General features: G+C 36.3%; 25 protein-coding genes and 1 other annotated feature. Of the genes, 22 read left to right on the forward strand and 3 right to left on the reverse strand.

Annotated elements, in window-relative coordinates:
* The first annotated feature begins 261 nt into the window (after positions 1–261).
* The 6 genes from CD003_RS18540 (at position 262) to CD003_RS18565 (ending at position 5,116) form a co-directional block, all read left to right on the forward strand.
* Positions 262–2,427 (forward strand): sensor domain-containing protein, encoded by a 2,166-nt coding sequence (locus CD003_RS18540; protein ID WP_179295617.1) that lies wholly within the window; start codon positions 262–264, stop codon positions 2,425–2,427.
* Positions 2,428–2,900: 473 nt separating this feature from the next.
* On the forward strand, positions 2,901–3,419 hold the full coding sequence (gene infC / locus CD003_RS18545) for a translation initiation factor IF-3 (protein ID WP_179295627.1): 519 nt from the start codon (positions 2,901–2,903) through the stop codon (positions 3,417–3,419).
* A 49-nt stretch (positions 3,420–3,468) separates the two neighbouring features.
* Entirely contained in the window at positions 3,469–3,672 is a 204-nt protein-coding gene (gene rpmI / locus CD003_RS18550; RefSeq protein WP_096202731.1) for a 50S ribosomal protein L35, read from the forward strand.
* Positions 3,673–3,707: 35 nt separating this feature from the next.
* Positions 3,708–4,064, forward strand: a complete 357-nt coding sequence (gene rplT / locus CD003_RS18555) for a 50S ribosomal protein L20 (protein WP_096202732.1) — start codon at positions 3,708–3,710, stop codon at positions 4,062–4,064.
* A gap of 173 nt (positions 4,065–4,237) precedes the next feature.
* Positions 4,238–4,516: a DUF1294 domain-containing protein gene (locus CD003_RS18560; RefSeq protein WP_096202733.1), complete on the forward strand. Its 279-nt coding sequence runs from the start codon at positions 4,238–4,240 to the stop codon at positions 4,514–4,516.
* A 24-nt stretch (positions 4,517–4,540) separates the two neighbouring features.
* Positions 4,541–5,116, forward strand: a complete 576-nt coding sequence (locus CD003_RS18565) for a TVP38/TMEM64 family protein (RefSeq protein ID WP_096202734.1) — start codon at positions 4,541–4,543, stop codon at positions 5,114–5,116.
* 83 nt (positions 5,117–5,199) lie between these two features.
* Here the strand turns inward: CD003_RS18565 and CD003_RS18570 are convergent, their stop codons facing one another.
* Positions 5,200–5,580, reverse strand: a complete 381-nt coding sequence (locus tag CD003_RS18570) for a sigma-w pathway protein ysdB (protein ID WP_096202735.1) — start codon at positions 5,578–5,580, stop codon at positions 5,200–5,202.
* A 188-nt stretch (positions 5,581–5,768) separates the two neighbouring features.
* On the opposite strand from CD003_RS18570, the gene CD003_RS18575 reads away from it, so the two are divergent.
* Positions 5,769–6,260, forward strand: a complete 492-nt coding sequence (locus tag CD003_RS18575; RefSeq protein WP_096202736.1) for a dUTP diphosphatase — start codon at positions 5,769–5,771, stop codon at positions 6,258–6,260.
* A 127-nt stretch (positions 6,261–6,387) separates the two neighbouring features.
* A complete protein-coding gene (locus tag CD003_RS18580) occupies positions 6,388–7,476 on the forward strand; it encodes a M42 family metallopeptidase (RefSeq protein ID WP_096202737.1) in 1,089 nt (362 codons plus the stop codon).
* Positions 7,477–7,632: 156 nt separating this feature from the next.
* Here the strand turns inward: CD003_RS18580 and sspI are convergent, their stop codons facing one another.
* Positions 7,633–7,842, reverse strand: coding sequence for a small acid-soluble spore protein SspI (sspI, locus tag CD003_RS18585; RefSeq protein WP_096202738.1), 210 nt, complete (start codon positions 7,840–7,842; stop codon positions 7,633–7,635).
* A gap of 407 nt (positions 7,843–8,249) precedes the next feature.
* Between sspI and CD003_RS18590 the strand changes: the two genes are divergently transcribed.
* The 4 genes from CD003_RS18590 (at position 8,250) to CD003_RS18605 (ending at position 13,576) form a co-directional block, all read left to right on the forward strand.
* Complete coding sequence (locus CD003_RS18590; protein ID WP_096202739.1) at positions 8,250–9,005, forward strand: TrmH family RNA methyltransferase; 756 nt, start codon at positions 8,250–8,252, stop codon at positions 9,003–9,005.
* Between the two features lie 223 nt (positions 9,006–9,228).
* Positions 9,229–9,457: a binding site (T-box leader), on the forward strand.
* A gap of 235 nt (positions 9,458–9,692) precedes the next feature.
* Entirely contained in the window at positions 9,693–10,727 is a 1,035-nt protein-coding gene (gene pheS, locus CD003_RS18595) for a phenylalanine--tRNA ligase subunit alpha (protein WP_096202740.1), read from the forward strand.
* Between the two features lie 14 nt (positions 10,728–10,741).
* Positions 10,742–13,168: a phenylalanine--tRNA ligase subunit beta gene (gene pheT / locus CD003_RS18600; RefSeq protein ID WP_096202741.1), complete on the forward strand. Its 2,427-nt coding sequence runs from the start codon at positions 10,742–10,744 to the stop codon at positions 13,166–13,168.
* Between the two features lie 12 nt (positions 13,169–13,180).
* Positions 13,181–13,576, forward strand: a complete 396-nt coding sequence (locus CD003_RS18605) for a hypothetical protein (RefSeq protein ID WP_096202742.1) — start codon at positions 13,181–13,183, stop codon at positions 13,574–13,576.
* Positions 13,577–13,633: 57 nt separating this feature from the next.
* Here the strand turns inward: CD003_RS18605 and rnhC are convergent, their stop codons facing one another.
* Complete coding sequence (rnhC, locus tag CD003_RS18610; RefSeq protein ID WP_096202743.1) at positions 13,634–14,557, reverse strand: ribonuclease HIII; 924 nt, start codon at positions 14,555–14,557, stop codon at positions 13,634–13,636.
* Between the two features lie 235 nt (positions 14,558–14,792).
* On the opposite strand from rnhC, the gene zapA reads away from it, so the two are divergent.
* The 10 genes from zapA (at position 14,793) to CD003_RS18660 (ending at position 26,875) form a co-directional block, all read left to right on the forward strand.
* On the forward strand, positions 14,793–15,080 hold the full coding sequence (gene zapA / locus CD003_RS18615; protein WP_096202744.1) for a cell division protein ZapA: 288 nt from the start codon (positions 14,793–14,795) through the stop codon (positions 15,078–15,080).
* 1 nt (position 15,081) lies between these two features.
* Positions 15,082–15,621: a CvpA family protein gene (locus tag CD003_RS18620; RefSeq protein ID WP_096202745.1), complete on the forward strand. Its 540-nt coding sequence runs from the start codon at positions 15,082–15,084 to the stop codon at positions 15,619–15,621.
* A 171-nt stretch (positions 15,622–15,792) separates the two neighbouring features.
* A complete protein-coding gene (polX, locus tag CD003_RS18625) occupies positions 15,793–17,505 on the forward strand; it encodes a DNA polymerase/3'-5' exonuclease PolX (protein ID WP_096202746.1) in 1,713 nt (570 codons plus the stop codon).
* 92 nt (positions 17,506–17,597) lie between these two features.
* Complete coding sequence (locus CD003_RS18630; RefSeq protein ID WP_096202747.1) at positions 17,598–19,952, forward strand: endonuclease MutS2; 2,355 nt, start codon at positions 17,598–17,600, stop codon at positions 19,950–19,952.
* Positions 19,953–19,969: 17 nt separating this feature from the next.
* Entirely contained in the window at positions 19,970–20,377 is a 408-nt protein-coding gene (locus CD003_RS18635) for a DUF350 domain-containing protein (protein ID WP_096202748.1), read from the forward strand.
* Positions 20,378–20,728: 351 nt separating this feature from the next.
* Complete coding sequence (locus tag CD003_RS18640; protein WP_373558582.1) at positions 20,729–22,438, forward strand: long-chain-fatty-acid--CoA ligase; 1,710 nt, start codon at positions 20,729–20,731, stop codon at positions 22,436–22,438.
* A 194-nt stretch (positions 22,439–22,632) separates the two neighbouring features.
* Positions 22,633–24,339: an AMP-binding protein gene (locus CD003_RS18645; RefSeq protein WP_257008386.1), complete on the forward strand. Its 1,707-nt coding sequence runs from the start codon at positions 22,633–22,635 to the stop codon at positions 24,337–24,339.
* Between the two features lie 293 nt (positions 24,340–24,632).
* Positions 24,633–25,223: a TetR/AcrR family transcriptional regulator gene (locus CD003_RS18650; protein WP_096202749.1), complete on the forward strand. Its 591-nt coding sequence runs from the start codon at positions 24,633–24,635 to the stop codon at positions 25,221–25,223.
* A 54-nt stretch (positions 25,224–25,277) separates the two neighbouring features.
* Positions 25,278–26,054 carry an enoyl-CoA hydratase gene (locus CD003_RS18655; protein WP_096202750.1) on the forward strand — a complete coding sequence of 259 codons (777 nt, stop codon included), beginning with the start codon at positions 25,278–25,280 and terminating at the stop codon, positions 26,052–26,054.
* Positions 26,055–26,104: 50 nt separating this feature from the next.
* Positions 26,105–26,875, forward strand: coding sequence for an electron transfer flavoprotein subunit beta/FixA family protein (locus tag CD003_RS18660; RefSeq protein WP_096202751.1), 771 nt, complete (start codon positions 26,105–26,107; stop codon positions 26,873–26,875).
* Positions 26,876–26,880: the final 5 nt, after the last annotated feature.

Genomic DNA, 26,880 nt, shown 5'->3' on the forward strand with positions numbered 1-26,880 from the left:
TTTGACCACAGGAAAGTCGTACATTTAGTGATTACTATACTAAATGTGCGACTTTTTTCATTTGAAATTAGTACTAGTGATATTCATTGAAAAAAAGAGAATATCGTTGCTAGTTCTAACCAAAACAAGTAAAATTAAGAGAAAGACAACAATAAAATAAAACATGAGAAAATAGAAAATCTTATAACTAAAAACTGAAAAGCTAATGTGTAAGATACAGATATAACTATTGCCTCATTAATGAAAATGAGGAGGGGGATTATGAGTTGGCAGCCAACCAAAGATGGACTAATCAGTAGTTTTCAAGAACTTAAGCAACTGATAGAAACGGTTGAAAGCAAAGATAAAGTCGTATTGAAACCATTGTTAAATGAACTTGAAGATTATATTTTAGCATTAGATAATTCCTCCATTCTTGCTGTAACAGATACGTGCGGAATTATCATTGATGTTAATGAAACATTTAGTGAGATTTCTAAATATACACGTGAAGAGTTAATTGGACAAAAACATAGCCTTCTTAAATCAGGATATCATTCCAATGAGTTTTATAAAAATTTATGGGATACGATTTCTAGTGGGGAAGTTTGGGAAGGTGAAATAAAAAACAAGGCGAAAGATGGTAGCTACTATTGGGTTAAGACAAAAATCTATCCTTTCTTTAATGAAAATGGAGTGCCCTATAAATATATTTCCGTTCGTTCAGATATTACTCGAGGAAAACGCTATGAGGAACGGTTGCGTACTGCGCTAAAAAATGACTTCACTACCATTGTCAAGAGTCTCCAAAACTTTGTCTTTAAAGTAAAAAAGAACTCTGATGGTAAATTCATTTTTACATTGTTTGAAGGGAAATTGGCTGAAGAAATTGGTTTAAATACAAAAATTGTTTTTAGTAAAACACCTTTTGAAATTCTGCATAAGGAACTGGCTGAACAGCTAAACCTTAGTATTGAACAAGCTTATCTAGGTGAATCGGTACGATTTGAAAATTCTTTTAAAGGTCGATTTTTTCATACAACTTTATCACCAATAAAAAAGGGAGAAGAGGTTGTATCGGTTGTTGGTTCGGTAAGTGATATAAGTGATTTAAAGAAATCAGAGCTAAAAATTAAACATATGGCGTATCACAACCAATTAACGAATCTACCTAATCGTCAGATGTTTGATGAAGATTTAGTTGGTAGTTTAGAGTCAGTCCGTAAATTTAAGCAGTCAATGTCGATTGTTATGCTTGATTTGGATCACTTTAAGCATATTAATGATTCTTCAGGACACTCTGTTGGTGATGCAATTCTACTGAAGATCGCTAAACGTCTAGAGCAAATAGACTTCCTTAAGCTTAAAGTAGGACAATCTGCTGTCTATCATTTAGGTGGCGACGAATTTATTATTCTATTACAAGAGTTTAAACAGAAGGATATTGATAAAATAGTTAAAAATATCTTATCCGTCTTTGAGGTTCCATTTACGTACAAAGATATTGAATTTTATCTTTCGGTAAGTGCCGGAGTCAGTATGTACCCTTTAAATGGAGATAGTGCAGAAGAACTTCTGAAAAACGCAGATACAGCTTTGTTTGAAGCAAAGTATAACGGTAGAAATACGTATCGACTTTATAGTCCAGAGATGAATAAAAACCTTTTAAAGAAGCTTCAAATAGAAACCGAATTAAGAAAAGCGTTAACGAAGGAAGATGAATTTGTATTATTTTATCAACCTCAAATTGATTTGCAATCAAATAAAATTGTAGGTGTAGAAGCATTGATTCGTTGGATTCACCCTACTAGAGGCTTTGTTTCACCTGGAGAGTTTATTCCTGTTGCGGAAGATACAGGGTTAGTTATTCCTTTAGGGGAATGGGTATTAAAACGAGCTTGTCAGCAAATGAAGCAATGGAAGACAGATGGTATTCAAGATATTAAAGTGTCTGTTAACATTGCTACAAGTCATTTTCAACGACCAGATTTCGTCGAGATGATTTTACGTGTATTGAAAGAAACAGGTCTTGAGAGCCGTAGTTTAGAATTAGAAATTACAGAAAATAGTTTGATGGAAAATACAGAATCCTCAGCGAAGGTACTGAAACGATTGAAGGAAGTTGGTATTGATATTTCGATTGATGATTTCGGAACAGGATACTCTTCTCTTGGTTACCTGAAGTCATTTCCAATTACAACTCTTAAAATAGATCAATCATTTGTACGTGATTTAGTAAAGGATTCAGATGATCGCGCAATTGTAACAACGATTATTAATTTAGCAAAAAATCTTAGGATGAAGGTAATCGCTGAGGGAGTTGAAACAGAAGAAACCCTCCAATTTTTGAGAAGTGAAGGGTGTCATGAAATGCAGGGGTATTTATTTAGTAAGCCATTGCAGGAAGAGGATTTAATTCCATTTATAAAAAAAGTGAATGCGATATAGCAAGAATAGTGAGTAAAGGTCGACTTATTATGTTAGTGTTGCATGTAAGTCGACCTTTTTGTTTTGTCGTTTGCTGTAGGAATTGTTTACTTTATGAAAAAATAACCATTGCATAAAACAATAAATTTAGTTACGATAGTAAAGTCAAAAAAAATAATTTGACACCTCCAATGAAGTATGATAAATTTAGTAAGTAAATTAATAGGATATAAAGCAAGCAGGAGCGCCCGCTTCTCACCTGATTGACGCAATAGTGTAGTTGACAGGTTGACATTTTTTAATGGGAGTAGTGTGGGCGAAGTATGCCGACGCTTTTTATGTTGTTGTCAAAAAAACAGGTGTTTTTTTGATAAATAAAGTGATAATCTTAAACTGATATTCCGGTATTCAAATGTTATCGTTATATCGTTAATGATTGAGTAGCAGCGCTAAATAATGCTTTGATCCGTTTTAAAAAACCATGGAGGTGGCTCATTATTAGTAAGGACATGTTAGTGAACGAGGGCATTCGTGCCCGTGAAGTACGTCTCGTAGGTGCCAATGGAGATCAAATTGGAGTCAAGTCTCGTCAAGAAGCTTTAGAAATGGCTCAGAATGCGAATCTAGACTTAGTTATGGTTGCACCGACAGCTAAACCGCCAGTATGTCGTATTATGGACTACGGAAAGTTTAGATATGAGCAACAAAAGAAAGATAAAGAAGCTCGTAAAAATCAAAAAGTTATCAATATTAAGGAAGTTCGTTTAAGCCCGACAATTGAGGACAATGACTTTAATACAAAGCTTCGCAACGCAAGAAAGTTTCTTTCTAAAGGAGACAAGGTGAAAGCTGCAATTCGTTTCCGTGGACGTGCGATTACTCATTCACAGATTGGTAAAGTTGTTCTTGAGCGTCTAGCAAAGGAATGCGAAGATATTGCTACAATAGAAGCAAAACCAAAAATGGAAGGTCGTAGTATGTTTTTGGTACTAGCTCCTAAAGCTGAAAAATAATATCAGCCAATGAAAAGTTCGAATAACTTCTTAAAGGAGGAAATGACAAATGCCTAAAATGAAAACTCACAGAGGCGCTGCAAAGCGTTTCAAGAAAACAGGAAGTGGAAAATTAAAGCGTGCACACGCTTTTACTAGTCACTTATTCGGAAACAAATCACAAAAGCAAAAACGTAAATTACGTAAGGCTGCAGTGGTTACTTCAGGAGATTTCAAGCGTATTCGTGAAATGTTAACGTACAAGAAAAAGTAATAACACTAAGGGAAAGTTAAAAGGAGGGTTTAACGATGCCAAGAGTAAAAGGCGGATATGTCGCTCGTCGTCGTCGTAAGAAAGTATTAAAATTAGCTAAAGGTTACCGTGGTTCGAAGCACCGTTTATTTAAAACAGCACAAGGTCAGGTAATGAAATCATTACTTTATGCATACCGTGACCGTCGTCAAAAGAAACGTGATTTCCGTAAATTATGGATCACTCGTATCAACGCGGCAGCTCGTATTAACGGACTATCATACAGCCGTATGATGCACGGATTAAAAGTTGCTGGTGTTAACGTAAACCGTAAAATGCTAGCTGACTTAGCTGTAAACGACGAAGCAGCGTTTGCACAATTAGCTGAACAAGCAAAATCAAACTTAAAATAAGTTGAAATAAAGAGTGTAGTCACTAACGACTACATTCTTTTTTTTGCTTGGAAACTATATAATTCTTAAAAGAAGGATCAGTGAGAGAGATTGTAAGGAGCTCGTTCAGCAAAAAAAATCTTGGTATATTATACCAAATCAGTAATGAAAAAATAACCGTGTAGGAGTTTACAATGTTACTAATATATTTTATAGTTGTAAATGCTTTAGCTTTTAGCTTAATGGGAATAGACAAAAGACGAGCAAGGAAGAATGAGTGGCGTATTGCTGAAAAAACACTAATGTATGTCGCTTTAATAGGCGGTTCTATAGGGATTTTTCTTGGGATGAAGCAGTTTAGACATAAGACGAAACGTCGTCTATTTAAGATTGGAGTTCCTTTAATAATTTGGGCTCAATTAATTGTCCTTTTTCTCTATTTCTCTAACATCCTTTCACTCATTATGTCATAAACATAGACAAAGGGGGAATCGAAAATGGAACATGTTGTCGAAGGAATGGTTCCTGTCATCGAGAATAGTGGCTGGCTTGCCCCGTTATTATTTATTTTTCTACACGTATTTAGACAAGTATTCTTTATACCTGTTGTAATTATTTGTTTATTAGGTGGCTACTTGTTTGGCATTGTTTACGGTACGATATATTCTATAATTGGATTAACTGCTGTCAGTATTGTATTCTATTATATTGTTAAAGCCTTTCCAAGTTGGCTTGAGAAATTATCAAAAATGAAGAATAAATGGTTAGGGGAACGTGAGCAATTAAATCTAGCGCAAATCATGATTTTACGATTAATGCCCCTTATTCATTTTCACTTAGTCTCTCTTTATTTAATAGAGACGACGAAAGATTTTAGAGAGTATTGTAAGTATTCCTTTTATGCTTGTATTCCTCCAGCATTAGCGTACACTGCTTTTGGACATATTATTTCTGAACTGCCATTACAAGTAGGTCTTGCTTTTGTATGTATGCTAGCAGCATTGTTTTACTTTGTTGGAAAAAAGGAAACACAGTATAAGTGGAATGAATTTTTTGAAACTAAATCAACATAATCAAGAAGCCGGAAAGGTTTAATCTTCCCGGCTTTTTAGCAATGAGTGTGGGTACTATTTGTATTAGGTCATTGCTTTTTTGTTTAATTTTTCAAAAATTCTTTAACAGGGCTCTTCCATTCAATCGTTGCATTTGGGTAGTGGATTAGAACTTCTTGCTCAATAAAGTAAAAGTCCTGACGATCTAGACCTTGAAGCAGTTGTGTGTTCTTTGCCCACATATAAACAGAAACGACCTCAAAAGATTGCTCCGTCGTTCCAAGGTATTTCTCTCCCTCAAACATTACACCTTTATAAGTGATTAAAAAGTTCTTTCTCACATTTTGTTTCTCATCATGGAAGTAGAATTCTTTTTTCTCATGGGCAAGCTCGAGCTTCCGCTTAGGATTAAGGATGTATTTGATAACACTGTAAATAAGAACAATAATAGCGACAATCAACAAAAGCCGAAACATAATAACCATACGATGCCTCCTTATATATATATTTTACAATTGTTTCTTAGTCATTCACAATAGTTCAATTAACTTTCTCTTATTCTATACGAAATAAGACGTGTTGAGGTTGCATTTGTTATAATATTTTATAGATAAGACAAATCAACACATCCCACTCTCAAACATGAGAATAAAGGATACATAGGAGAATTACAATGAACCTAAAAAAACTATTTTCACTTCAGCTTGAATTGGACAACCGAATTATCGAGGAGCATCGATTAGAGGGACGGAACGTATTTAAAGAAAAAATCCTCGCATTGCAAGTGGAGGTAGGAGAGCTTGCGAATGAAACACGTTGCTTTAAGTATTGGAGCCATAAATCAGCAGCTCCTCATGAAAAAATACTAGAGGAGTATGTTGATGGTGTTCATTTTATCCTTTCTATAGGATTGTCGTTGAATTACACAGGCACTATTAATGATATTCAACGGGAGCATAAAAGTACGAATCTTGTAGAGCAGTTTCAAGTAGTGTTTTCTAAAATTAGTGCATTTGTTCACCAATCTACAATTGAAACATTTGAAGATCTATTCAATGAGTACCTAGTGTTAGGTGAAATACTAGGATTTACGACTAATGATATTGAAGAAGCATATTATAAGAAGAATGAGATCAATCATCAACGTCAGGACGAAGGGTATTAAAAGCTATATGAATGTAATAGTGTTATTACTACCTACTACTACGGTTTAAGTGGATCGTTTGAGTATCTAAACATATTTGGCTTATACTAAGATAGTGTTTTAAAAAGTATTTGAAGGAGGTTATTACATGACAAAGCTAGATGCAACATTACAAATGTTGAAAGATTTAACTGATGCAAATGGTGTTCCTGGTAATGAGAAGGAACCAAGAGAGGTAATGAAGAAATACATAGCTCCATTTGCTGATGAGGTAACGACAGATAACTTAGGTAGCTTAATTGCTAAAAAGACTGGCTCAGTAGAAGATGGTCCAAAAATAATGGTAGCTGGTCACTTAGATGAAATAGGGTTTATGGTAACGAATATTGATGATAAAGGATTCTTGAAATTCCAAACAGTTGGTGGCTGGTGGGAGCAAGTAATGCTTGCTCAGCGCGTAACGATTATGACAAAGGAAGGAAACGTTCCTGGTGTCATTGGTTCAAAGCCACCACATATTTTAGCTCCAGAGGCACGCAAAAAATCAGTAGATAAAAAAGATATGTTTATTGATATTGGTGCGTCAAGCAAAGAAGAAGCAATGGAATTTGGTGTAAGACCCGGAGATTCAGTCGTACCAGTATGTGATTTTACAGTAATGAAAAATGAAAAATATTTAATGGCAAAGGCTTGGGATAATCGTATTGGATGTGCGATTGCTATCGAGGTGTTACGTCAATTGAAAGAAGCTGACCACCCTAACACAGTTTACGGTGTAGGTACAGTTCAAGAAGAGGTTGGGCTTCGTGGGGCAAGAACGTCCGCTCATCAAATTAAGCCTGATATTGGATTTGCAGTTGATGTTGGTATTGCAGGAGATACTCCAGGTGTTACTGAAAAAGAAGCACTTGCAAAAATAGGAGAAGGACCTCAAATCATCATGTATGATGCATCAATGGTTTCTCACAAAGGTCTACGTGACTTTGTAACGACTACAGCAGATGAAGCAGGTATTCCATATCAATTTGACTTTGTAGCAGGTGGAGGAACAGATTCAGGTGCAATTCACTTAACAGCTAACGGTGTACCAGCGCTTTCAATTACTATTGCTACACGTTACATTCATACACACGCTGCAATTTTACATCGTGATGACTTTGAAAATGCAGTTAAGCTAATTGTCGAAGTAATTAAGAAGTTAGACAAGGATACTGTAAAAGAAATCACTTTTGACTAAGTGAGTAAATTAACTAACTCAAAAAACCGATGAAATGTTCATCGGTTTTTTTGCTTTAAAAATAAATACTGTAATGGGGGTAATTGATAGCATATTCCAAGAGGGGCAATGGCTTAGCACATTACTTACAAGAAAAATGCTATGCGTTTTTCTTAATTAACCCTTTAACCCTTGTGTAATTTGAGAAACCATTTGCTTTTTATCTTGTTCACTAGCTTGATTCCAGCAAACTTCGAATAATACCCCTAATCCGGGTAACATTTTTTCTTCACCACTCTGAACAGCATCTACAATAGTTGACTCGACCTGTTGCTCGTTACTCCCAGCAACATTTGATAAGACAGCACCACGAAGGTTGAAACTCATTCTTAACACCTCTCTTTCACTACTTATGTATAGGTGATGAACGAAGTTATATCCATCCCTTGTACTAATAGTATGTAGAGTAGAAGGACATTTTATGTAAGAACATTACACCTTTTACTAAATAAAAAGAAAAAAATACATGTATATATGATTAGAACTGGTGCAATTGTGAAAAAACGTTAGTATACTAGTTAAGTCATGAAAAGGTCGAACTTTACCTTTTCATGACTTAACTAGGCAATGAGCGGAACCGTTGCATGTTTTAAGTCCGTTTTAAGTGGTCTTCTTATAACGGCGCGCAACGAGAGAAGCCATTGCAAGAAACATGGGTAAGATGAAAAGGTCGAACTTTACCTTTTCATGACTTAACTATTTGAAAGTAAATGGACCGTAAGAAGGAGAACCATATGAATCGAATTGAATCAGTACAAAACCCTAAAGTGAAGGTATGGAAAAAGCTTCACTCTAAAAAAGGTCGTGACAAGGAAGGCTTGTTTATTGTAGAAGGCCTGCATCTTGTCGAAGAAGTCCTCAAGTCAGAGGTGAAGCTCAAAGAGTTAATCGTCGAGGAATCAGTTGAAATTCCTAACGAATGGCAAATAGATTCTAAGTCAGTCATACAAGTTACAGAAAGAGTGTTTAAAGAAATATCTGAAACAGAAACACCACAAGGCTATATTGCGATCTGTCACCAATTGAAAAGTACAGAAATTGGAACGGAAGAAGGTAAATTTCTCTTATTAGATGGGGTACAGGATCCAGGGAATGTCGGTACGATGATTCGTACCGCAGATAGCGCCGGTATTAGCGCAGTAATTCTAGGTGAGGGTTCAGTTGATGTTTATAATAGTAAAGTAATAAGAGCGACTCAAGGTTCCCTTTTTCATTTACCAATTGTAAAAGGGAATTTGACGGAATGGATTACGTCGTTTAAATCAAATAAGGTCCCTGTCTTTGGCACATCTCTTACAGAAGCAAGCACTTATACAGCGATTCAACCACAAGAACATTTTGCTTTAATTGTTGGTAATGAAGGTGAAGGAGTGAAGCAAGATATATTACAGCAAACTGACCAGAACATTTACATCCCGATTTATGGTAAGGCAGAATCATTAAATGTGGCAGTAGCAACAGGAATCTTACTTTACTATTTGCGCGGATAGAGTTTGAACTATAATGTGCTCATTACTTTATTGTTCAAATGAAGTAATGAGCAGAGACATTGTAATTACTCCACTCAACCTTGGAGCTTTACTTTAAACATCCAATTAGTTAGCGTAATCAAACTTGATACACTTGCACTGATTAGTTTTTTTTTCTATAATAGAATTTGTTTGTTGAAAAAGGTCGTTTTTCCCTTTTTGAGTAAACTATAACTAAAAAGAATTTGAAGCGATGAAAGAGAGTAGTAGCCTGAATACCGCTATGTAGGGAGGAAATGTCTTAGATTGAAAGCATTTCTATAGTAGGAGCAGATGAATTCACTCTGGAGCTGTCACCGGATAATAAGGATTTCCTTATTAAGGATGAACCGGCAATAAAGCCGTTATCAATACACGAGTGAGCAACAGATCTGTTGCTAATTAGGGTGGTACCGCGAGTCTTCGTCCCTTTCTGGGAAGAAGGCTCTTTTTGTAATACTGAGTTATGAATGATAAGTGATGAATTAAATGAGCTAGTACTTTGCTAAGTGCTGAATAATGAGTGATGAATTAAATGGAAAAAAGTGAACAGCGAGAAGAACTTAAATATAGCACCTTCCATCAATTTATAACTCATAACTCGTAATTCATAATTAATATCTATAACTCATAATTCATTATTAATTTTAAAACTGGAGGGATTTGAAGATGCAAGAGCGTTTAAACGAGTTGAAAAATGAAGCTTTAGCAAAAGTTGAAAAAGCATCAGACTTGAAGGCAATACAAGATGTTCGCGTTGCTTATTTAGGTAAAAAGGGTCCGATTACTGAAGTACTTCGTGGTATGGGGAAGCTTTCTGCTGAAGAACGTCCAGTAGTAGGGCAAATCGCAAATGATGTTCGTGAGGCAATTACAGTAAGTCTTGAAGCAAAGGAAATAGTGCTTGAGAGGGCTGAAGTGGAGCGTAAGCTAGCTGAAGAAAGTATTGATGTAACTCTTCCAGGACGTCCAGTTCAACTAGGAAGCCGTCATCCGTTAACTAGTGTTGTAGAACACTTGGAGGATGTATTCATTGGAATGGGCTTTACAGTAGCAGAAGGCCCTGAAGTAGAGACAGATTATTATAATTTTGAAGCATTAAATCTACCTAAGGATCATCCAGCACGTGATATGCAGGATTCGTTTTATATTACAAATGAGTTATTACTCCGTACACATACATCACCAGTACAAGCAAGAACTATGGAGAAGTATAAAGGCCAAGGTCCAGTAAAAATTATTTGTCCCGGAAAAGTATTCCGTCGTGATGATGATGATGCAACACATTCACATCAATTTATGCAAATTGAAGGTCTTTACATAGACGAAAACGTAAGAATGAGTGATTTAAAAGGAATTTTGGAGACATTTGCAAAAAAATTCTTTGGTCCAAATCAAAAAATTCGCCTACGTCCAAGCTTCTTTCCATTCACAGAGCCGTCTGTAGAGGTTGATTTAACATGTGTTATGTGTGAGGGAGAAGGATGTCGAGTTTGTAAGCAATCAGGCTGGATCGAAGTATTAGGAGCAGGAATGGTTCATCCTCGAGTTCTTGAAATGGGTGGATTTGATCCGAAGAAATACAGTGGATTTGCATTTGGAATGGGTGTAGAACGTCTAGCAATGCTTAAATACGGAGTAGATGATATTCGTCATTTCTATACAAACGATTTCCGATTCTTAAATCAATTTAAACGAGCGTAAAGGAGGAAGAGTTCATGTTAGTATCATACCGCTGGTTACAAGAGTACGTAGATTTAAAAGGTTTAACTGCTAATGATATCGCAGAAAAATTAACACGAGGTGGTATCGAGGTAGATATCATCCATAACTTAAATAAAGGAATTACAGGTGTAGTTGTTGGACATATTCTAGAATGTAATCAACATCCAAATGCAGATAAATTAAATGTTTGTAAGGTGGATATTGGTGAAGAAGAGCCAGTTCAAATTATCTGTGGTGCGAAGAATGTTGGAGCAGGACAGAAGGTAGCAGTGGCGAAAGTTGGAGCAGTATTACCTGGTAATTTTAAAATTAAAAAAGCTAAGCTTCGTGGTGAAGCATCTCATGGAATGATCTGTTCACTACAAGAGTTAGGAATTGAAGGTAAGCTTGTAGCGAAGGAATACTCTGAAGGGATTTATGTTTTTCCAACTGATGCAGAAGTAGGAACAGATGCTCTAGAACTATTAGGGCTTAACGATGAAGTACTAGAGTTAGATTTAACACCAAACCGTGCAGACTGCTTAAATATGATGGGTGTTGCTTATGAGGTAGCTGCCCTTCTTGGACAAGATGTGAAGCTTCCACAAATCCAAACGGAAACTTCTAGTGAAACAGCATCTGATTATGTATCTGTAAAAGTAGAAGCGACAGAGGACAACCCATACTATGGAGCAAAAATGATTAAAGGGGTAAAAATAGGTCCATCACCATTATGGCTACAAAATCGTCTAATGGCAGCTGGAATTCGTCCAATTAGCAATGTTGTTGACGTAACAAACTATGTACTACTTGAATACGGACAACCTCTTCATGCCTTTGACTACGACCGTTTTGGTTCGAAGGAAGTACTAGTACGCCGGGCAACTGAAGGGGAAGAGGTTGTTACATTAGATGACGTAACAAGAAAGCTTTCTTCAGAGCATCTTGTTATTACAAATGGTAAAGAACCTGTAGCAGTTGCTGGTGTTATGGGTGGAGCAAGCTCAGAAGTAAATGATGATACTACAACTATTTTGTTAGAGGCAGCTTATTTCGAAGGGACAAGAGTACGGATAGCTTCAAGAGATTTAGGGTTAAGAAGTGAAGCTAGTCTTCGTTATGAAAAAGGTGTTGATCCTAAACGTGCTTCAGAAGCAGCAGAACGTGCAGCATCTCTAATTGTTGAATTAGCTGGTGGTACTGTTGTTGATGGTATCGTTGAGCATAAAACAATAGATATACAAGAAAACGTAGTATCAATTTCAGTAGAACGTATTAACCAAGTGCTTGGTACAGCGATTGATGGTTCGGAAGTTGCTTCAATCATTGAGCGTCTACAATTCTCATATAAACAAGACGGAAATCAATTTGAGATTACAGCACCAACTAGAAGAGCTGATATTCGTATCGAAGAGGATGTCATTGAAGAGGTAGCTAGACTGTATGGATATGATGCAATCCCTACAACATTACCTATTGGTTTAACAACACCTGGTGCGTTAACACCATATCAAGCCAAACGACGCAAAGTACGTCGTTATTTAGAAAAAGCTGGACTAGCTCAAACGGTTACTTATTCACTAACGAGCCCTGAAAAGGCAAAGGGATTTGGTGATGAGCAAACGAATATAAACCCTGTACAACTTTCAATGCCTATGAGTGAGGATAGAAGTACACTTCGTACTAGTCTAATTCCACATCTTCTGGATTTAGCGACGCATAACATAAATCGTAAAGTGGCTGATGTTTTTGCTTATGAAGTAGGTTCAATCTTCTTATCAGAGGAAGATCAAATTACAAAGCAACCGACTGAAAAAGAAATGGTAGCTGGTCTGTTCACAGGACAATGGTTACAGCATGCGTGGCAAGGTGAAAAGAAAGCAGTTGACTTCTATGTAGCTAAAGGAGTATTAGAAGGCCTGTTCGCTGAATTAGGATTAACGGATGTTATTACTTATCAACAAGGGAACAAAATAGGTATGCATCCTGGAAGAGCAGCCGTTGTATTACTAGCTGGGAAAGAAATTGGATACATCGGTCAGCTCCATCCAACTGTTGAAAAAGATAATGACCTAAATGAAACGTATGTGTTCCAATTGGATTTAGAGGTATTACTAGGGTATGAAGTTAGTGATGTTTTCTATCAAGCAATACCACGCCATCCAGCAATTACTAGAGATATTGCACTAGTTGTGAACGAAGATGTTCAGGCAGGAGCAGTTCAAGAAGTTATTGTAAAAGCAGGAGGAGAATTACTTAAGAATGTTCACCTGTTTGATTTGTATCAAGGAGAGCATATGGAAGCAGGGAAGAAATCCCTTGCATTTTCTTTAACATATTTTGACCCAGAGAAAACACTAACAGATGAAGAAGTGACGAAAGTTCATGAACAAGTACTAACGCAATTACAAGAAACAATTGGTGCGACTTTACGTGCCTAACGGTGGGAGATAATGACGTTTCAAGTAAGCAATATACGTCAAATGAAAGAAGTTCAGCCACTTGTTTGGAGTATTGTGTTTGAACTTAATAATAAATCTTTTGGTTATATGACGGATTTATTATATGTGAAGGAAACACAGACATGGATTTGTACGAAAATGATTCCACATGAATTAACAAGTTTACTGGAGCAACAAACTTGTCCTCTATGTGAAGATGATAGAATTAGTTGTACGGTAGCAAGTAAGCACCATAATGAAATTATGCCAAGCGTATTGGCTAGTAAACAATTTCGAGATAATGTGTTAGCTAGTTCTGAGGATGATTTTAGCTTTGAGCAAATCCAATATGTAAATAACAAAAAAGAGTGGGTACAATTATTTAATCAAAATCAAAACCCAGAGTGAGTACAATCGAGGGGACTGAAAAAGTGTGGTATTCACTTTTTCAGTCCCTTTCATGCATTATCTAGCAAGTTTCTTTGCTTTTTCCGTATTGGCAAAGTGGAATTTTGTTAGTTTCTTAACGAAGTCAATTCCATGCTGCTTTATTAATAGTGCTGCTACATCATCAACTTTCGAGCCAGCTCCTTTTGGAAGTTGAACGCCTGCTAATTGACTTAGCTTATCCCATTCCATTAAAAAGGCGTATCTTGCAATAATTGAGGCTGCCGCAACAGATAAATGAACGCTTTCTCCCTTTGTGCTAAAGTATACTCGGTCCTTTACAACATTCTTTTCCCCTTTTAAATAGTTAAAATAGGTTTGGGGAAGTGCAAATTGGTCAATGAGAATTCCCTCACATGTATCATTATCAATTTTACCGATCACCTTTAACAATGCTCTGTTATGTAGGATAGCTTTCATTTTCCCTTGAGACATTCCTTGTGCTTGTAGTTCATTATATTTTTCATTATGAAGTACATAAAGGGCATAAGGGATTTCTTTAATAAGTCTTTGAGCAATAGAGACAATTTGTGGGTCCTTTAAGTTCTTTGAATCTTGAACCCCTAACGCTTTTACATGCTCGATTTGCTCTGATTGTACATAAGCTGCGACGACGGTCATCGGACCGAAATAATCACCAGTGCCTACTTCATCAGAACCTATTAGTGAAAGTTTGGATACGTTTGTAGGCAAAAATGCACTACTAGCTGCTTTCTTAGGTGAAGATTTTTTCTCCTCGACAGTTCCCCATTTTGCTGCTTCAATTTCTGCATTCTGCCCCTGGAAAAGAACCTTGCCTGATTTGTAGGCAGTAATTGTACACCCAGGTGGTTTAGCCGCGAATACGCCACCTTGTGGAACTTTTGGTTGGATGTGAGTTGCGTATTTTTGCTTCATAGTATCCATTATTTTTGGTGAAACCTTTAGTACTGCAGTAGCCATATATCCAACTCCTTATGTAGAAATTTTAGAAAAAATTAGGTTGCCTTTTTCTTATAGCATAACAGATGTAAGTTGACTGAGGCTAACATTATCATGAGACAAGTAAGTACTCAATATAATTGATAATAAAGTGGGTACCCAAATTCCACCACTTCCACATATTTTCTTAATGTCAGGTTCATGGTATGATAAAATATAGGAGTGTTTTAGAAAAATCGACAAAGTCGGTTTTCTTATGTTAGGGGGCTTTTTGGTGGCAGACCAGATAGAGAAAAAACGGACGACAGTTTCCATCTATGGACAACAGTATACGATTGTTGGCTATGAGAAACCGACGCATGTAAAAGAAGTAGCTAACTTAGTTGATAAAAAAATGAATGAAATAAAGAAATTGAATCCGTATCTCGATACAACGAGATTAGCTGTATTAACAGCACTTAATATTGTCGATGACTATATTAAGTTAAAAAATCAGTTAGAAGAGATTACAAACAAACAAGAAACTGAAGAGGACGACGATTAACATGCTCAGTTTACTTATACTTATCTTATTAATTAGTAGCTACTTTATAGGGTTACGTAGAGGTCTTATCTTACAGCTGGTCCATTTAGTAGGATTCATTGCCGCTCTTATAGTAGCATATGTTTTTTATAAGGATTTAGCATTCTATATTAGACTATGGATTCCATATCCTCAGCTATCACCAGATAGTCCAGTTACTATGTTAATAGAAGCACTCAACTTTGAAACGGTTTATTACTCTGGTATTGCCTTTGCAATATTATTTATTGCAACGAAAATTTTTATGCAAATTATAGGTTCTATGCTTGATTTCTTAGCTCGACTTCCGATTTTACGGACATTTAATCGCTGGACGGGTGGAGTGCTAGGTTTTCTAGAAGTGTATCTGATTATTTTTGTCTTATTAAATGTAGCTGCACTTATTCCAATTGAGTTTATACAATCAATGCTGAACCGGTCATTACTAGCCCAACTCATAATAAATCATACTCCATTTTTATCAGATTGGCTGAAAGATTTATGGATTCAAAATAAGTTTTAAATAAAAGATAAATTTTCGTAGGAGGGTGTCCAAAAGGTAAGTAATGACCTTTTAGGGCACCTTCTTTACATCGTTAAACTTTTTGATTGTACTAGAGGACCTTAGTTGATTTTTTCTAGGAAATATCGTTATGATCATAAGCAGTATGGAAAGTAGAAAGGAACGTGCGGAATGAATAAAAAGGATGTCATTAAAACACTAGAGCTTATTGCTATTTATTTTGAAATAAAAGGAGAAAATCCATTTAAAATATCTGCCTACAGGAAAGCAGCGGCAGCTCTTGAATCTGATAATCGAACGATGAATGAAATTGAGGAGCCTGAAAAGCTAAAAGGTATTGGTAAAGGGACTGCTGAAGTGATTAACGAACTTCGTCAGGAAGGAAAGTCTTCGTTACTAGAAGAGCTTCAAGAGGAGCTACCGTCCGGACTTTTACCATTATTAAAGCTTCCTGGTCTAGGTGGTAAAAAAATCGGTAAACTTTATCAAGAATTGAATGTCACAGATTTAGCTTCGTTAAAGCAAGCCTGTCAAGACGAAAAAATTCGAGAGTTAGCTGGATTTGGTAAAAAATCAGAAGAAAAAATTTTAGCAGCGATAGATGAAGTTGAAACAAGGCCTGAGCGTTTACCAATTGCGTTTGTTTTACCGATTGCAGAAGAAGTAGAAGCTCAACTGTCTCAAATGGAAGGTATAATTCGCTATTCTAGAGCTGGAAGTCTGCGTCGAATGAGAGAGACGGTAAAGGACTTAGACTTTATCATTGCGACGAACAATATTGATGAAGTAAGAGAACAACTCGTTAACCTAGATCGAGTATCACAAATAATAGCGAACGGAGAAACAAAGGTATCTGTTGAGCTAGCTTATGATTACCCAATAAGTGTCGATTTCCGTCTGATAGAAGAAAAGGCGTTTGCAACTACATTACATCATTTTACTGGGTCAAAGGACCATAATGTAAAGCTGAGACAGCTTGCAAAGCAAAGAGGAGAAAAGATTAGCGAGTATGGAGTCGAAAATACCGAGACAGGTGAAGTGAAAACTTTTGAATCCGAAGCAGAATTCTTTGAGCATTTCGGGCTTGCCTTTATACCTCCTGAAGCAAGGGAAGATCAAGGAGAAGTAGAAGCAGCTTCAGAAAGTCTTCAATTAATTGAGATGGAAGATGTAAAAGGGGATTTGCACATGCATACGACATGGAGTGACGGTGCAAATTCAATTATTGAAATGGTGGAAGCAGCGAAAGAGCGTGGATACTCTTACATCGCAATTACTGATCATTCAAAATTTCTTCGAGTTGCTAATGGATTAACCGAAGAAAGACTGAAGGAGCAACATGAAGAGATTAAGCGATTAAATGAAACGATGGATGATTTTACGATTTTTACTGGTATTGAAATGGACATTCTCCCAGATGGAACGCTTGATTATGATGACTCGATATTAGAAGAAGTGGATTTTGTCATTGCGTCAATTCATTCTTCTTTTAGTCAAGATAGAGAAACAATCATGAAGAGGTTGAAGAATGCTCTGACTAACCATCATGTGAATTTGATTGCTCATCCAACAGGAAGGCTAATTGGGAGAAGGGAAGGCTATGATGTTGATCTGGACATGCTAATAGAAGTGGCAAAAGAAACAGACACAGCATTAGAGCTGAATGCGAACCCACATCGACTTGATTTATCTCCTACTTGGCTTAAAAAAGCACAAGATGCTGGAGTGAAGCTGTCGATAAATACTGATGCACATAGAGATGATATGCTAGACTATATGGGAATCGGTATCGGAGTTGCAAAAAAAGGAATGATAAAAAAAGAAACTGTTATTAATACATGGACAAGTGAAGAATTAAGTAATTGGCTAAAGCGAAAACAATAGAGGATATTTCAAAGAGAGAAACTCTCTTTTGAAATGGTCTTAACGCACTAATAGAATCAAATGTTAGGCGCTACTGGAAGGGAGCGAAAAGCTTGCAGGACAGAGTATTAAGGGTATTAGAGTATGACAAGATGAAGAAGCAATTAGTTCAGCATGTTGCATCATCATTAGGAAGAAATAAGATAGAGCGATTAGTTCCATCAACAGACCTAGAGAAAATCCAATTATGGCAAGAGCAAACCTATGAAGGGGCAAAAGTCCTTCGACTAAGAGGAAGAGCTCCATTAGGTGGAATTTTTGATATACGAGCAAGTTTGAAAAGAGCAAAAATTGGTGGAATGTTAAATTCCTCGGAGCTATTAGAAGTTGCGAGTACAATATATGGTGGACGACAATTTAAAAAGTTCATTGATACAATGGTTGAAGAAGAAGTAGAAATACCTCACTTAGAGGAAATGGTTGAAGGAATTATCCCATTTACAGATTTAGAGAGAGCAATTAAGCAATGTATTGATGACAATGGAGAAGTACTCGATTCAGCAAGTCCAGCACTGCGAACACTCCGTCACCAAATTCGTAGCTATGAATCAGGTATTCGTTCAAAGCTTGAAAATATTACTCGTTCTTCAAGTAAGATGCTATCGGATTCAATTATTACAATTCGAAATGACCGATTTGTTGTACCAGTGAAACAGGAATATCGCCATTCATTTGGTGGTATCGTTCACGATCAATCATCTTCCGGAGCAACGTTGTTCATTGAGCCACAAGCGGTTGTCTTAATGAACAACCAATTGCGTGAGGCGAGAGTCAAGGAAGCTCAGGAAATAGAGCGAATCCTTGCAGAACTAACCGAACAAGTTGCTGAACATGTAGAAGAATTATTAGAAAATGTAGATGTACTAGCGGAAATTGATTTTCTTTTCGCCAAGGCACTGTATAGTCAGAAGATAAAAGGAACACAGCCAATTCTAAATGGAGATGGAGAAATTTCATTAACAAAGGCTCGTCACCCGTTAATTCCTGGAGAAGAGGTTGTCCCTATTGATGTCGATTTAGGAAAAAGCTTTTCTTCTCTAATTATTACTGGTCCTAATACAGGGGGGAAAACGGTAACTCTGAAAACAATTGGGCTATTAACTTTAATGGCTCAGTCTGGACTTCATATACCAGCTGAAGAAGAGTCTGAAATGGCAGTATTTAAAAATGTATTTGCTGATATTGGAGATGAACAATCCATTGAGCAGAGTTTAAGTACATTTTCATCCCATATGACAAACATAGTCGGTATTCTTGATAAAGTTGACCACGAAAGTCTCGTACTTTTTGATGAGTTAGGAGCTGGTACTGACCCAACAGAAGGGGCAGCGTTAGCGATTGCAATATTAGATGATGTTTATCAAAGAGGGGCAAGAGTTGTTGCAACGACCCACTATAGTGAGCTAAAAGGGTATGCCTATAACCATGAAGGAGCATTAAACGCGAGTGTTGAATTTGATGTCGAGACATTAAGTCCAACATATCGTCTTCTTATTGGTGTACCAGGTCGAAGTAATGCCTTTGCAATTTCTAGAAGGTTAGGTCTGAATGAAACGATTATAGAAAAAGCAAAAGGTCAAATTAGTAGTGATAATACGCAAGTTGAAAATATGATTGCATCATTAGAAGAAACACAGAAATCATCAGCAGCTGAATGGGAACAAACTCTTTCTTTGAGGAAAGAGGCAGAACTACTGAGAGATGATTTTGTAGCAAAGCTTGAGCAATTAGAAGAAGAAAAAGAAGCAGTTCTTGCAGAAGCGGAAAAGAAGGCAGAAGAAGCTGTTAAAAAGGCAAAAGCTGAAGCTGAAAGTATCATTAAAAATCTTCGTCATATGCAAAAAGAGTCGCAGGCTGTAGTGAAAGAGCATGAGTTAATAGATGCGAAGAAGCGTTTAGAGGAAGCAACGCCGAATCTACAGAAAAAGAAAAAATCAAAGAAAAAAGCAGTTGCAACAAAGCATGAGCTTCGTCCTGGTGATGAAGTTAAGGTAATTAGCTTTGGACAAAAAGGTCATATTGTTGATAGAATTAGCGAAAAAGAGTTTCAAATTCAAATTGGTGTTATGAAAATGAAAGTACATGTTGATGATTTACAATATATCGATCGACCAAAACAGATAGAGAAAAAACCACTTGCAACAGTCAAAGGAAGTAGTCACCACGTGAAACCAGAGCTTGATTTACGTGGAGAGCGATTTGAGGATGCAATGCTAATGGTGGAAAAATATTTAGATGATGCATTGCTTGCTGGCTATCACCAAGTTTCAATTATCCATGGGATGGGTACTGGAGCATTAAAAAAAGGTGTTAAAGAATTATTAAAGAAGCATCGCCATGTGAAAAGTGCGAAGGATGCAGGAGCAAGAGAAGGTGGGCTTGGAAACACTGTAGTTGAATTCAAGTAAAGAGAGGCGGTATGTTTATGGCACGATTGTTTGAGTATGAATTTGTCCAGACTGCCGCTTATTACAGTGTGTCAGTTCTTGCCATTATTATCTTTTTAGCTGTATTTGAACTGCTAACGAAGTATAATAATTGGGATGAGATAAAGAAAGGGAATCTTTCAGTTGCAATGGCAACTGGGGGGAAAATATTTGGAGTAGCTAATATTTTTCGTTTCTCAATACAATCTCATGACTCTCTTTTAGAGATGCTTGGGTGGGGTGTATTCGGATTTTTCCTTTTATTATTTTGTTATTTTATGTTTGAGTTTCTCACTCCTAAGTTTCGTGTAGATGAAGAAATAGCTAATGATAATAGAGCAGTTGGCTTTATCGCTATGATTATTTCTATTAGTATCTCATTTATTGTCGGCAGTAGTATTTCTTAAGATAGTCAGTTACATTTAACTTTAGTAGATAAACGCAATGGGCTCACCATTGTTTTGGAGAATTTTTTTATGGGAGAGGTTTGTTTTGGAAACCCTATGGAAAGTATTATATGCATGTTGTGGTGGTTTTGTAATAGCGGGAATCGTTTATATGTTATTTTTTGCAGCGAGCTAAAAGGAGAGGGTATTCTAAGTTTTTTAACTTGGAATACCCTCTTTCAAATTGAAATAAAATAAAAATTCTGAAAAAAATAAAAAAAGTGTTCAAATTTGAAAGCGTTTACAATACAATAGGTTTAGAGGAGAATGTTTGCTTAAGAAAGGAGAGGAAGAAAAAGGGAGGTAATAGCCTTGACGATTACTATTGAAAAAAGGTGGTTAGGCAGTTATCCAGAATCAGTACCGACAACTTTACAATATCCTGAACGTACATTGCATTCGTATTTAAAGGAAGCTGCTGAAGAAAGTCCTGAGAAGTCTGCGCTTCATTTCATAGGGAAAGAAGTATCTTTTGGAGAGCTATATGCGTCAGCAAAGAAGTTTGCTAATCAGTTGCAAGAAATTGGAGTAAAAAAAGGTGATAGAGTTGCAATTATGTTAGCTAATTGCCCGCAAGCAGTGATTTCTTATTATGGAGTACTAATGGCTGGGGCAATTGCTGTTCAAACGAATCCCCTTTATGTTGAAAGAGAATTAGAGCACCAATTAGTTGATTCACAGGCAAAAGTTATTGTTTGTTTGGATTTAGTTTATCCGAGAGTTGCAAAGGTCCGGAATAAGACAGAATTAACTCATGTTATCGTCACCGGTATTAAAGACTATTTACCATTTCCAAAAAACCTTATCTATCCATTTATCCAGAAAAAGCAAACAGGAATTAAAGTTGAAATCACATATGATAACAAGACACTTCCGTTTATGAACTTTTTAAAAGAAGGTAGTGATAGTGAGCCTTCAGTGTCAGTGTCGCCTAAAGAAGATCTTGCACTTCTTCAATATACAGGTGGTACGACAGGCCCTGCAAAAGGTGTTATGCTCACTCATTACAATTTAGTTGTTAATACAACACAGTGTTTAAACTGGATGTACAAAATGGAGAAGGGGAAGGAAAAGATACTTGCCGCGCTCCCATTCTTCCATGTGTATGGAATGACAACAGCGATGAATGTAGCTATTATGTATCATTCTCAGCTAATTATCTTACCGAAATTTGATCCAAAAGATGTACTAAAAACTATACAGAAACAAAGAATTACCCTGTTTCCAGGTGCACCAACGATGTATATTGCATTAATTAATAATCCTAACATTCATGATTATGATTTATCTTCTATTAAGGCATGTATTAGTGGAGCAGCTCCTTTGCCATTAGAAGTACAACAGAAGTTTGAAGAGCTATCAGGTGGAAGGTTAGTAGAAGGGTATGGATTAACTGAAACTTCTCCTGTAGCAGTTGCGAATCCAATTTGGGATAGACGAAAATCAGGTAGTATTGGTATTCCATGGCCGGATACTGAAGTCGCGGTTTTATCACAGGAAACAGGTGAACTTGCTGAGCCTCATGAAGTTGGAGAAATAGTGATTCGAGGGCCACAGGTTATGAAAGGATACTGGAATCGTCCTGAAGAGAATGCCGCATGTTTCAAAGAAGACTGGTTTGTTACCGGTGATATGGGTTATATGGACGAAGAAGGATATTTCTATATTGTGGATAGGAAGAAAGATATGATTATTGCAGGAGGATTTAATATTTATCCGAGGGAAGTAGAAGAAGTTCTCTTTGAACATGAAGGTATTCAAGAGGCTGTCGTCCTCGGTGTGCCAGATGAGTACCGTGGAGAAACTGTGAAGGCATATATCGTACGCAAAGAGGGTTCTCATGTTACTGAAAAAGAAATCGAAGCTTTTTGTAGAAAGAATTTAGCAGCTTTCAAAGTACCAAGAATATATGAGTTCCGTGATGAATTACCAAAAACATTGGTAGGAAAAGTGTTACGTAGAGTATTAGTAGAAGAGGAAAAGAGAAAGTATACAGAAGTAGAGGAGAAAGAAAGCAGTTAAAGTGGCATCAAGGCGCTGGATAAATCCCTTATACTTTTTATGAAATCAAAGAAAAATTCCTATTAAACATATAATGTTTAATAGGAATTTTTTTAATTTTTAAAAAATGTCTTTAAAAATGAATCAACATTCATTACAATAGAGGTAGAGAGAGAGGCTAATGCGAAAGGGGAGAACACAAGGAGGAATTTTGTTTGAGCTCTGTATTAGAGAAGAAATGGTTCAATAAATATTCAGAAGAAATTCCACATTCAATTGATTATCAAGAAAAGACATTACATCAAATGCTAAAGGAAACAACGGAAAAGTATCCAACAAATGACGTACTTGATTTTTTTGGAAAGACATTAAGCTATACTGAGCTATATACATTAGTTCACAAGTTCGCCAATGCATTAAAGCAAAGAGGGTTAGAAAAAGGGGATCGTGTAGCTATTATGCTACCAAATTGTCCGCAGGCTGTTATAAGTTATTATGGTATCTTAATGGCAGGTGGAATTGTTGTACAGACAAATCCATTGTATGTGGAAAGAGAATTAGAGCATCAAATGAGTGATTCAGGAGCGAAGATGATTATTTGCCTCGAGTTACTGTATCCACGTGTTATGAAAGTAAAGAGTAAGACAAGTCTTGAACATATAATTGTAACCGCTATCAAAGATTATTTACCATTCCCTAAGAATTTAATTTACCCATTTATTCAAAAAAAGAATACAGGAATTAAAGTTGACGTAAAGGAAGATAAGCTAACGACATTATTCCAAAACTTTATTGCTGAAGGTAATACAAATCATATCGAGGTAGAAATTTCACCAAAAGATGATATTGCATTACTACAATATACAGGGGGAACAACTGGCTTAGCTAAAGGTGTTATGCTTACTCACCATAATTTATTATCAAATACGATTATGTGTAGACATTGGATGTATAAAATGAGAGGTGGAGAAGAGAGAACATTGGCAGCGCTTCCATTCTTCCATGTGTATGGGATGACTGTTTCTATGAATCTTTCTGTTATCAATGGTTCTAAGATGTACATCGTACCTAAGTTTGACCCTAAAGAAATACTAAAAATCATTGATAAGCATAAAATAACGATTTTTCCTGGAGCACCGACAATGTATATTGCTCTTATTAATCATCCAGATATTCAAAAATATGATTTATCATCAATTGAAGCTTGTATAAGTGGCTCTGCATCCTTACCTCAAGAAGTTCAACAAATGTTTGAGGAAATTACAGGTGGACGATTAGTAGAAGGGTATGGATTAACAGAAGCGTCACCAGTGACTCATTGTAATTTAATTTGGGGTGATCGACGTCAAGGAAGCATTGGATTACCATGGCCAAATACAGAAGCAATGATTTTATCTGCTGAAACTGGTGAAGAAGCTGAGATTAATCAAGTAGGTGAACTTGTTGTTCGTGGTCCACAAGTAATGAAAGGCTACTGGAACAGACCTGAAGAAACACAAGCATCTTTTCATCAAGACTGGTTATTAACAGGCGACATGGGATACATGGATGAGGACGGATATTTTTATGTTGTTGATCGTAAAAAGGATATGATTATAGCAGGTGGATTTAATATATATCCAAGAGAAATTGAAGAAGTGCTATATGAACATGAAAGTATACAAGAGGCGGTAGCAATTGGTGTACCTGATACATACCGCGGAGAAACTGTAAAAGTATTTGTTGTATTAAAAGAAGGAAAGACATTAGCAGAGAAAGAACTAAACCAATATTGTCGTCAACATTTAGCAGCTTATAAAGTACCTAGATTGTATGAGTTCCGTGAAGAGCTACCGAAGACAATGGTAGGAAAAATATTAAAAAGAGTTTTAATAGAAGAAGAGGAAAAAAAGTCAAAAAATGAACAGAGAAAATCAAGTTAACATCATTAATGGACTTACACCTTACTTACTAGTAAAGAGATTTCAGTGGTAAGTTAGGTGTAAGAATTCTACCGACAGTATTTCTCTGGGGGACAAAAGAGGGACTTTTGAAAATATTTGCTTTATTCTCTTGTTCGTTATATGATACAAGCATAGGGCATATCAATGTAGAGTGGTCTAAATTTTCAAACAGTTCCGATTTTAACACATTGACAATTTAATTGTCTTCCTTTAAAATATGAAATACGAGTGAATGCTCATTCATTATTGATTGAGTTGAAAGGAAGAATGTTGTGGGAAAGAAAAAAGGACCTAAATATGACCAGATAATTGAAGCTGCTGTAAAAGTAATTGCTGACAATGGCTATCATCAAGCTCAAGTTTCAAAGATTGCGAAACAAGCTGGTGTAGCTGATGGAACAATCTATCTTTACTTTAAGAACAAAGAGGATATTTTAGTCTCACTCTTTGAAGAGAAGATGGGTAAGTTTGTAGAAAGTATTCAGAGCGAACTAACTGATGAAATGTCAGTCGATGAAAAGCTAGGAGTACTAGTAACTATGCACTTGCGACAACTATCAGTTGATAAACCACTAGCAATCGTAACTCAATTAGAGTTACGACAATCAAATACCAAGCTAAGATTTAAAATTAATGATGTTCTTAAAGGATATTTAGCTTTAATGGATAATATTTTATTAGAAGGAAAAGAAAGCGGTTACTTTTCTGGAACACTAGATGTTCGCTTAGCTAGACAGATGGTCTTTGGTACTCTGGATGAAGTAGTTACTAACTGGGTCATGAAAGAGTGTAAATATGATTTGGTAGCACTTGCAAAACCATTACATAACACATTATTAAATGGTTTTCGCAATCAACTATAAAATTTAGCAACGAACTAACAAGATTTCTGAATTTGAGAGGAGTGATTGAGAATAATGGAAAACCTCGTAGTAAAGACAGAAAATCACATTGCAACGATTCTTTTAAATCGTCCACCAGCAAATGCTCTATCTTCTACTGTTCTTAAAGAACTGTCGAGTGCACTAGACCAAGTCGAACAAGACGAGCAAGTAAAGGTCATTGTATTACAAGGAGAAGGACGCTTTTTTGCAGCTGGTGCTGACATAAAGGAATTTACAACAGTTGAGAGTGGTGAGCAGTTTGCTGAACTAGCAAAATACGGTCAAGATTTATTTGAACGTATTGAACATTTTCCTAAACCAGTTATTGCTGCGATTCATGGAGCAGCACTTGGTGGTGGACTAGAACTAGCAATGGCTTGTCACATACGAATTGCAACTGAAGATACAAAGCTTGGTTTACCAGAATTGCAACTTGGATTAGTACCAGGATTTGCAGGAAGCCAGCGTTTACCAAGATTAGTAGGGCAAGCAAAAGCGACTGAGATGCTGTTAACTAGTGATCCAATTACAGGTACAGAAGCAGTTTCCTTAGGTTTACTAAATTACGCTTATCCAAATCAAGAAGTGATGTTAGAAGAAACTACTAAGCTAGCGGAGAAAATCGCTCAAAAGAGCTCATTAACTATGAAACTAGCTTTAAACCTTCTTTCATATTCAAAGGATAAAAACTACCTTGAAGGTGTTGCGAAGGAAGCAGAAGCATTTGGAGTAGCATTTGATTCTCATGACGGTAAAGAAGGTATCAATGCATTTATAGAAAAAAGAAAACCAGAATTTAAAAATAAATAAATTTAATTCTGAAATTATAAACAGTTTTACTATTATTGGGAGGGAATATGATGAATATTTTTGTTATTATGAAGCGTACATTTGACACTGAAGAAAAGATTGCTATAAGTAATGGTCAGATAGATGATAGTGGCGCTGAGTTTATTATTAATCCATATGATGAGTATGCAATTGAGGAAGCTATCACATTACGTGACGAGCATGGTGGAGAAGTAACGGTAGTAACTGTAGGTGAAGAGGATGCAGAAAAAGAATTACGTACTGCATTAGCGATGGGAGCAGATAAAGCAGTTCTAATCGATAGCGAAGAACTTGATGAGTTAGACCAATTCACTACAGCTTCACTACTTGCTACATATTTGAAAGGGCAAGAGTATGACCTAATTATTGGAGGGAATGTAGCAGTTGATGGCGGTTCTGGACAAGTTGGTCCACGAGTGGCAGAAGCTCTAGGAATTCCACAAGTAACTACAATTACAAATATTGAAATTGATGGTGGAACCGCTACTATCGTTCGAGATGTTGAAGGGGACCAAGAAACAGTAGAAGTTTCTTTACCAGTTCTAGTAACAGCTCAACAAGGTTTAAATGAGCCACGTTATCCTTCACTTCCAGGGATTATGAAAGCGAAGAAGAAGCCGTTAGAAACATTAGATTTAGATGATCTTGATATTGATGAAGATGATGTTGAAGCAAAAACAAAAACAATTGATATCTTTTTACCGCCACAAAAGGGAGCAGGAAAAATCCTTGAAGGTGAATTAGATGCTCAAGTTCAAGAGCTTGTTTCATTGCTAAAATCAGAAGCAAAAGTCATATAAATTGG

It is taken from the genome of Bacillus sp. FJAT-45350, assembly GCF_002335805.1.
Classification (GTDB): Bacteria; Bacillota; Bacilli; order Bacillales; family NISU01; genus FJAT-45350.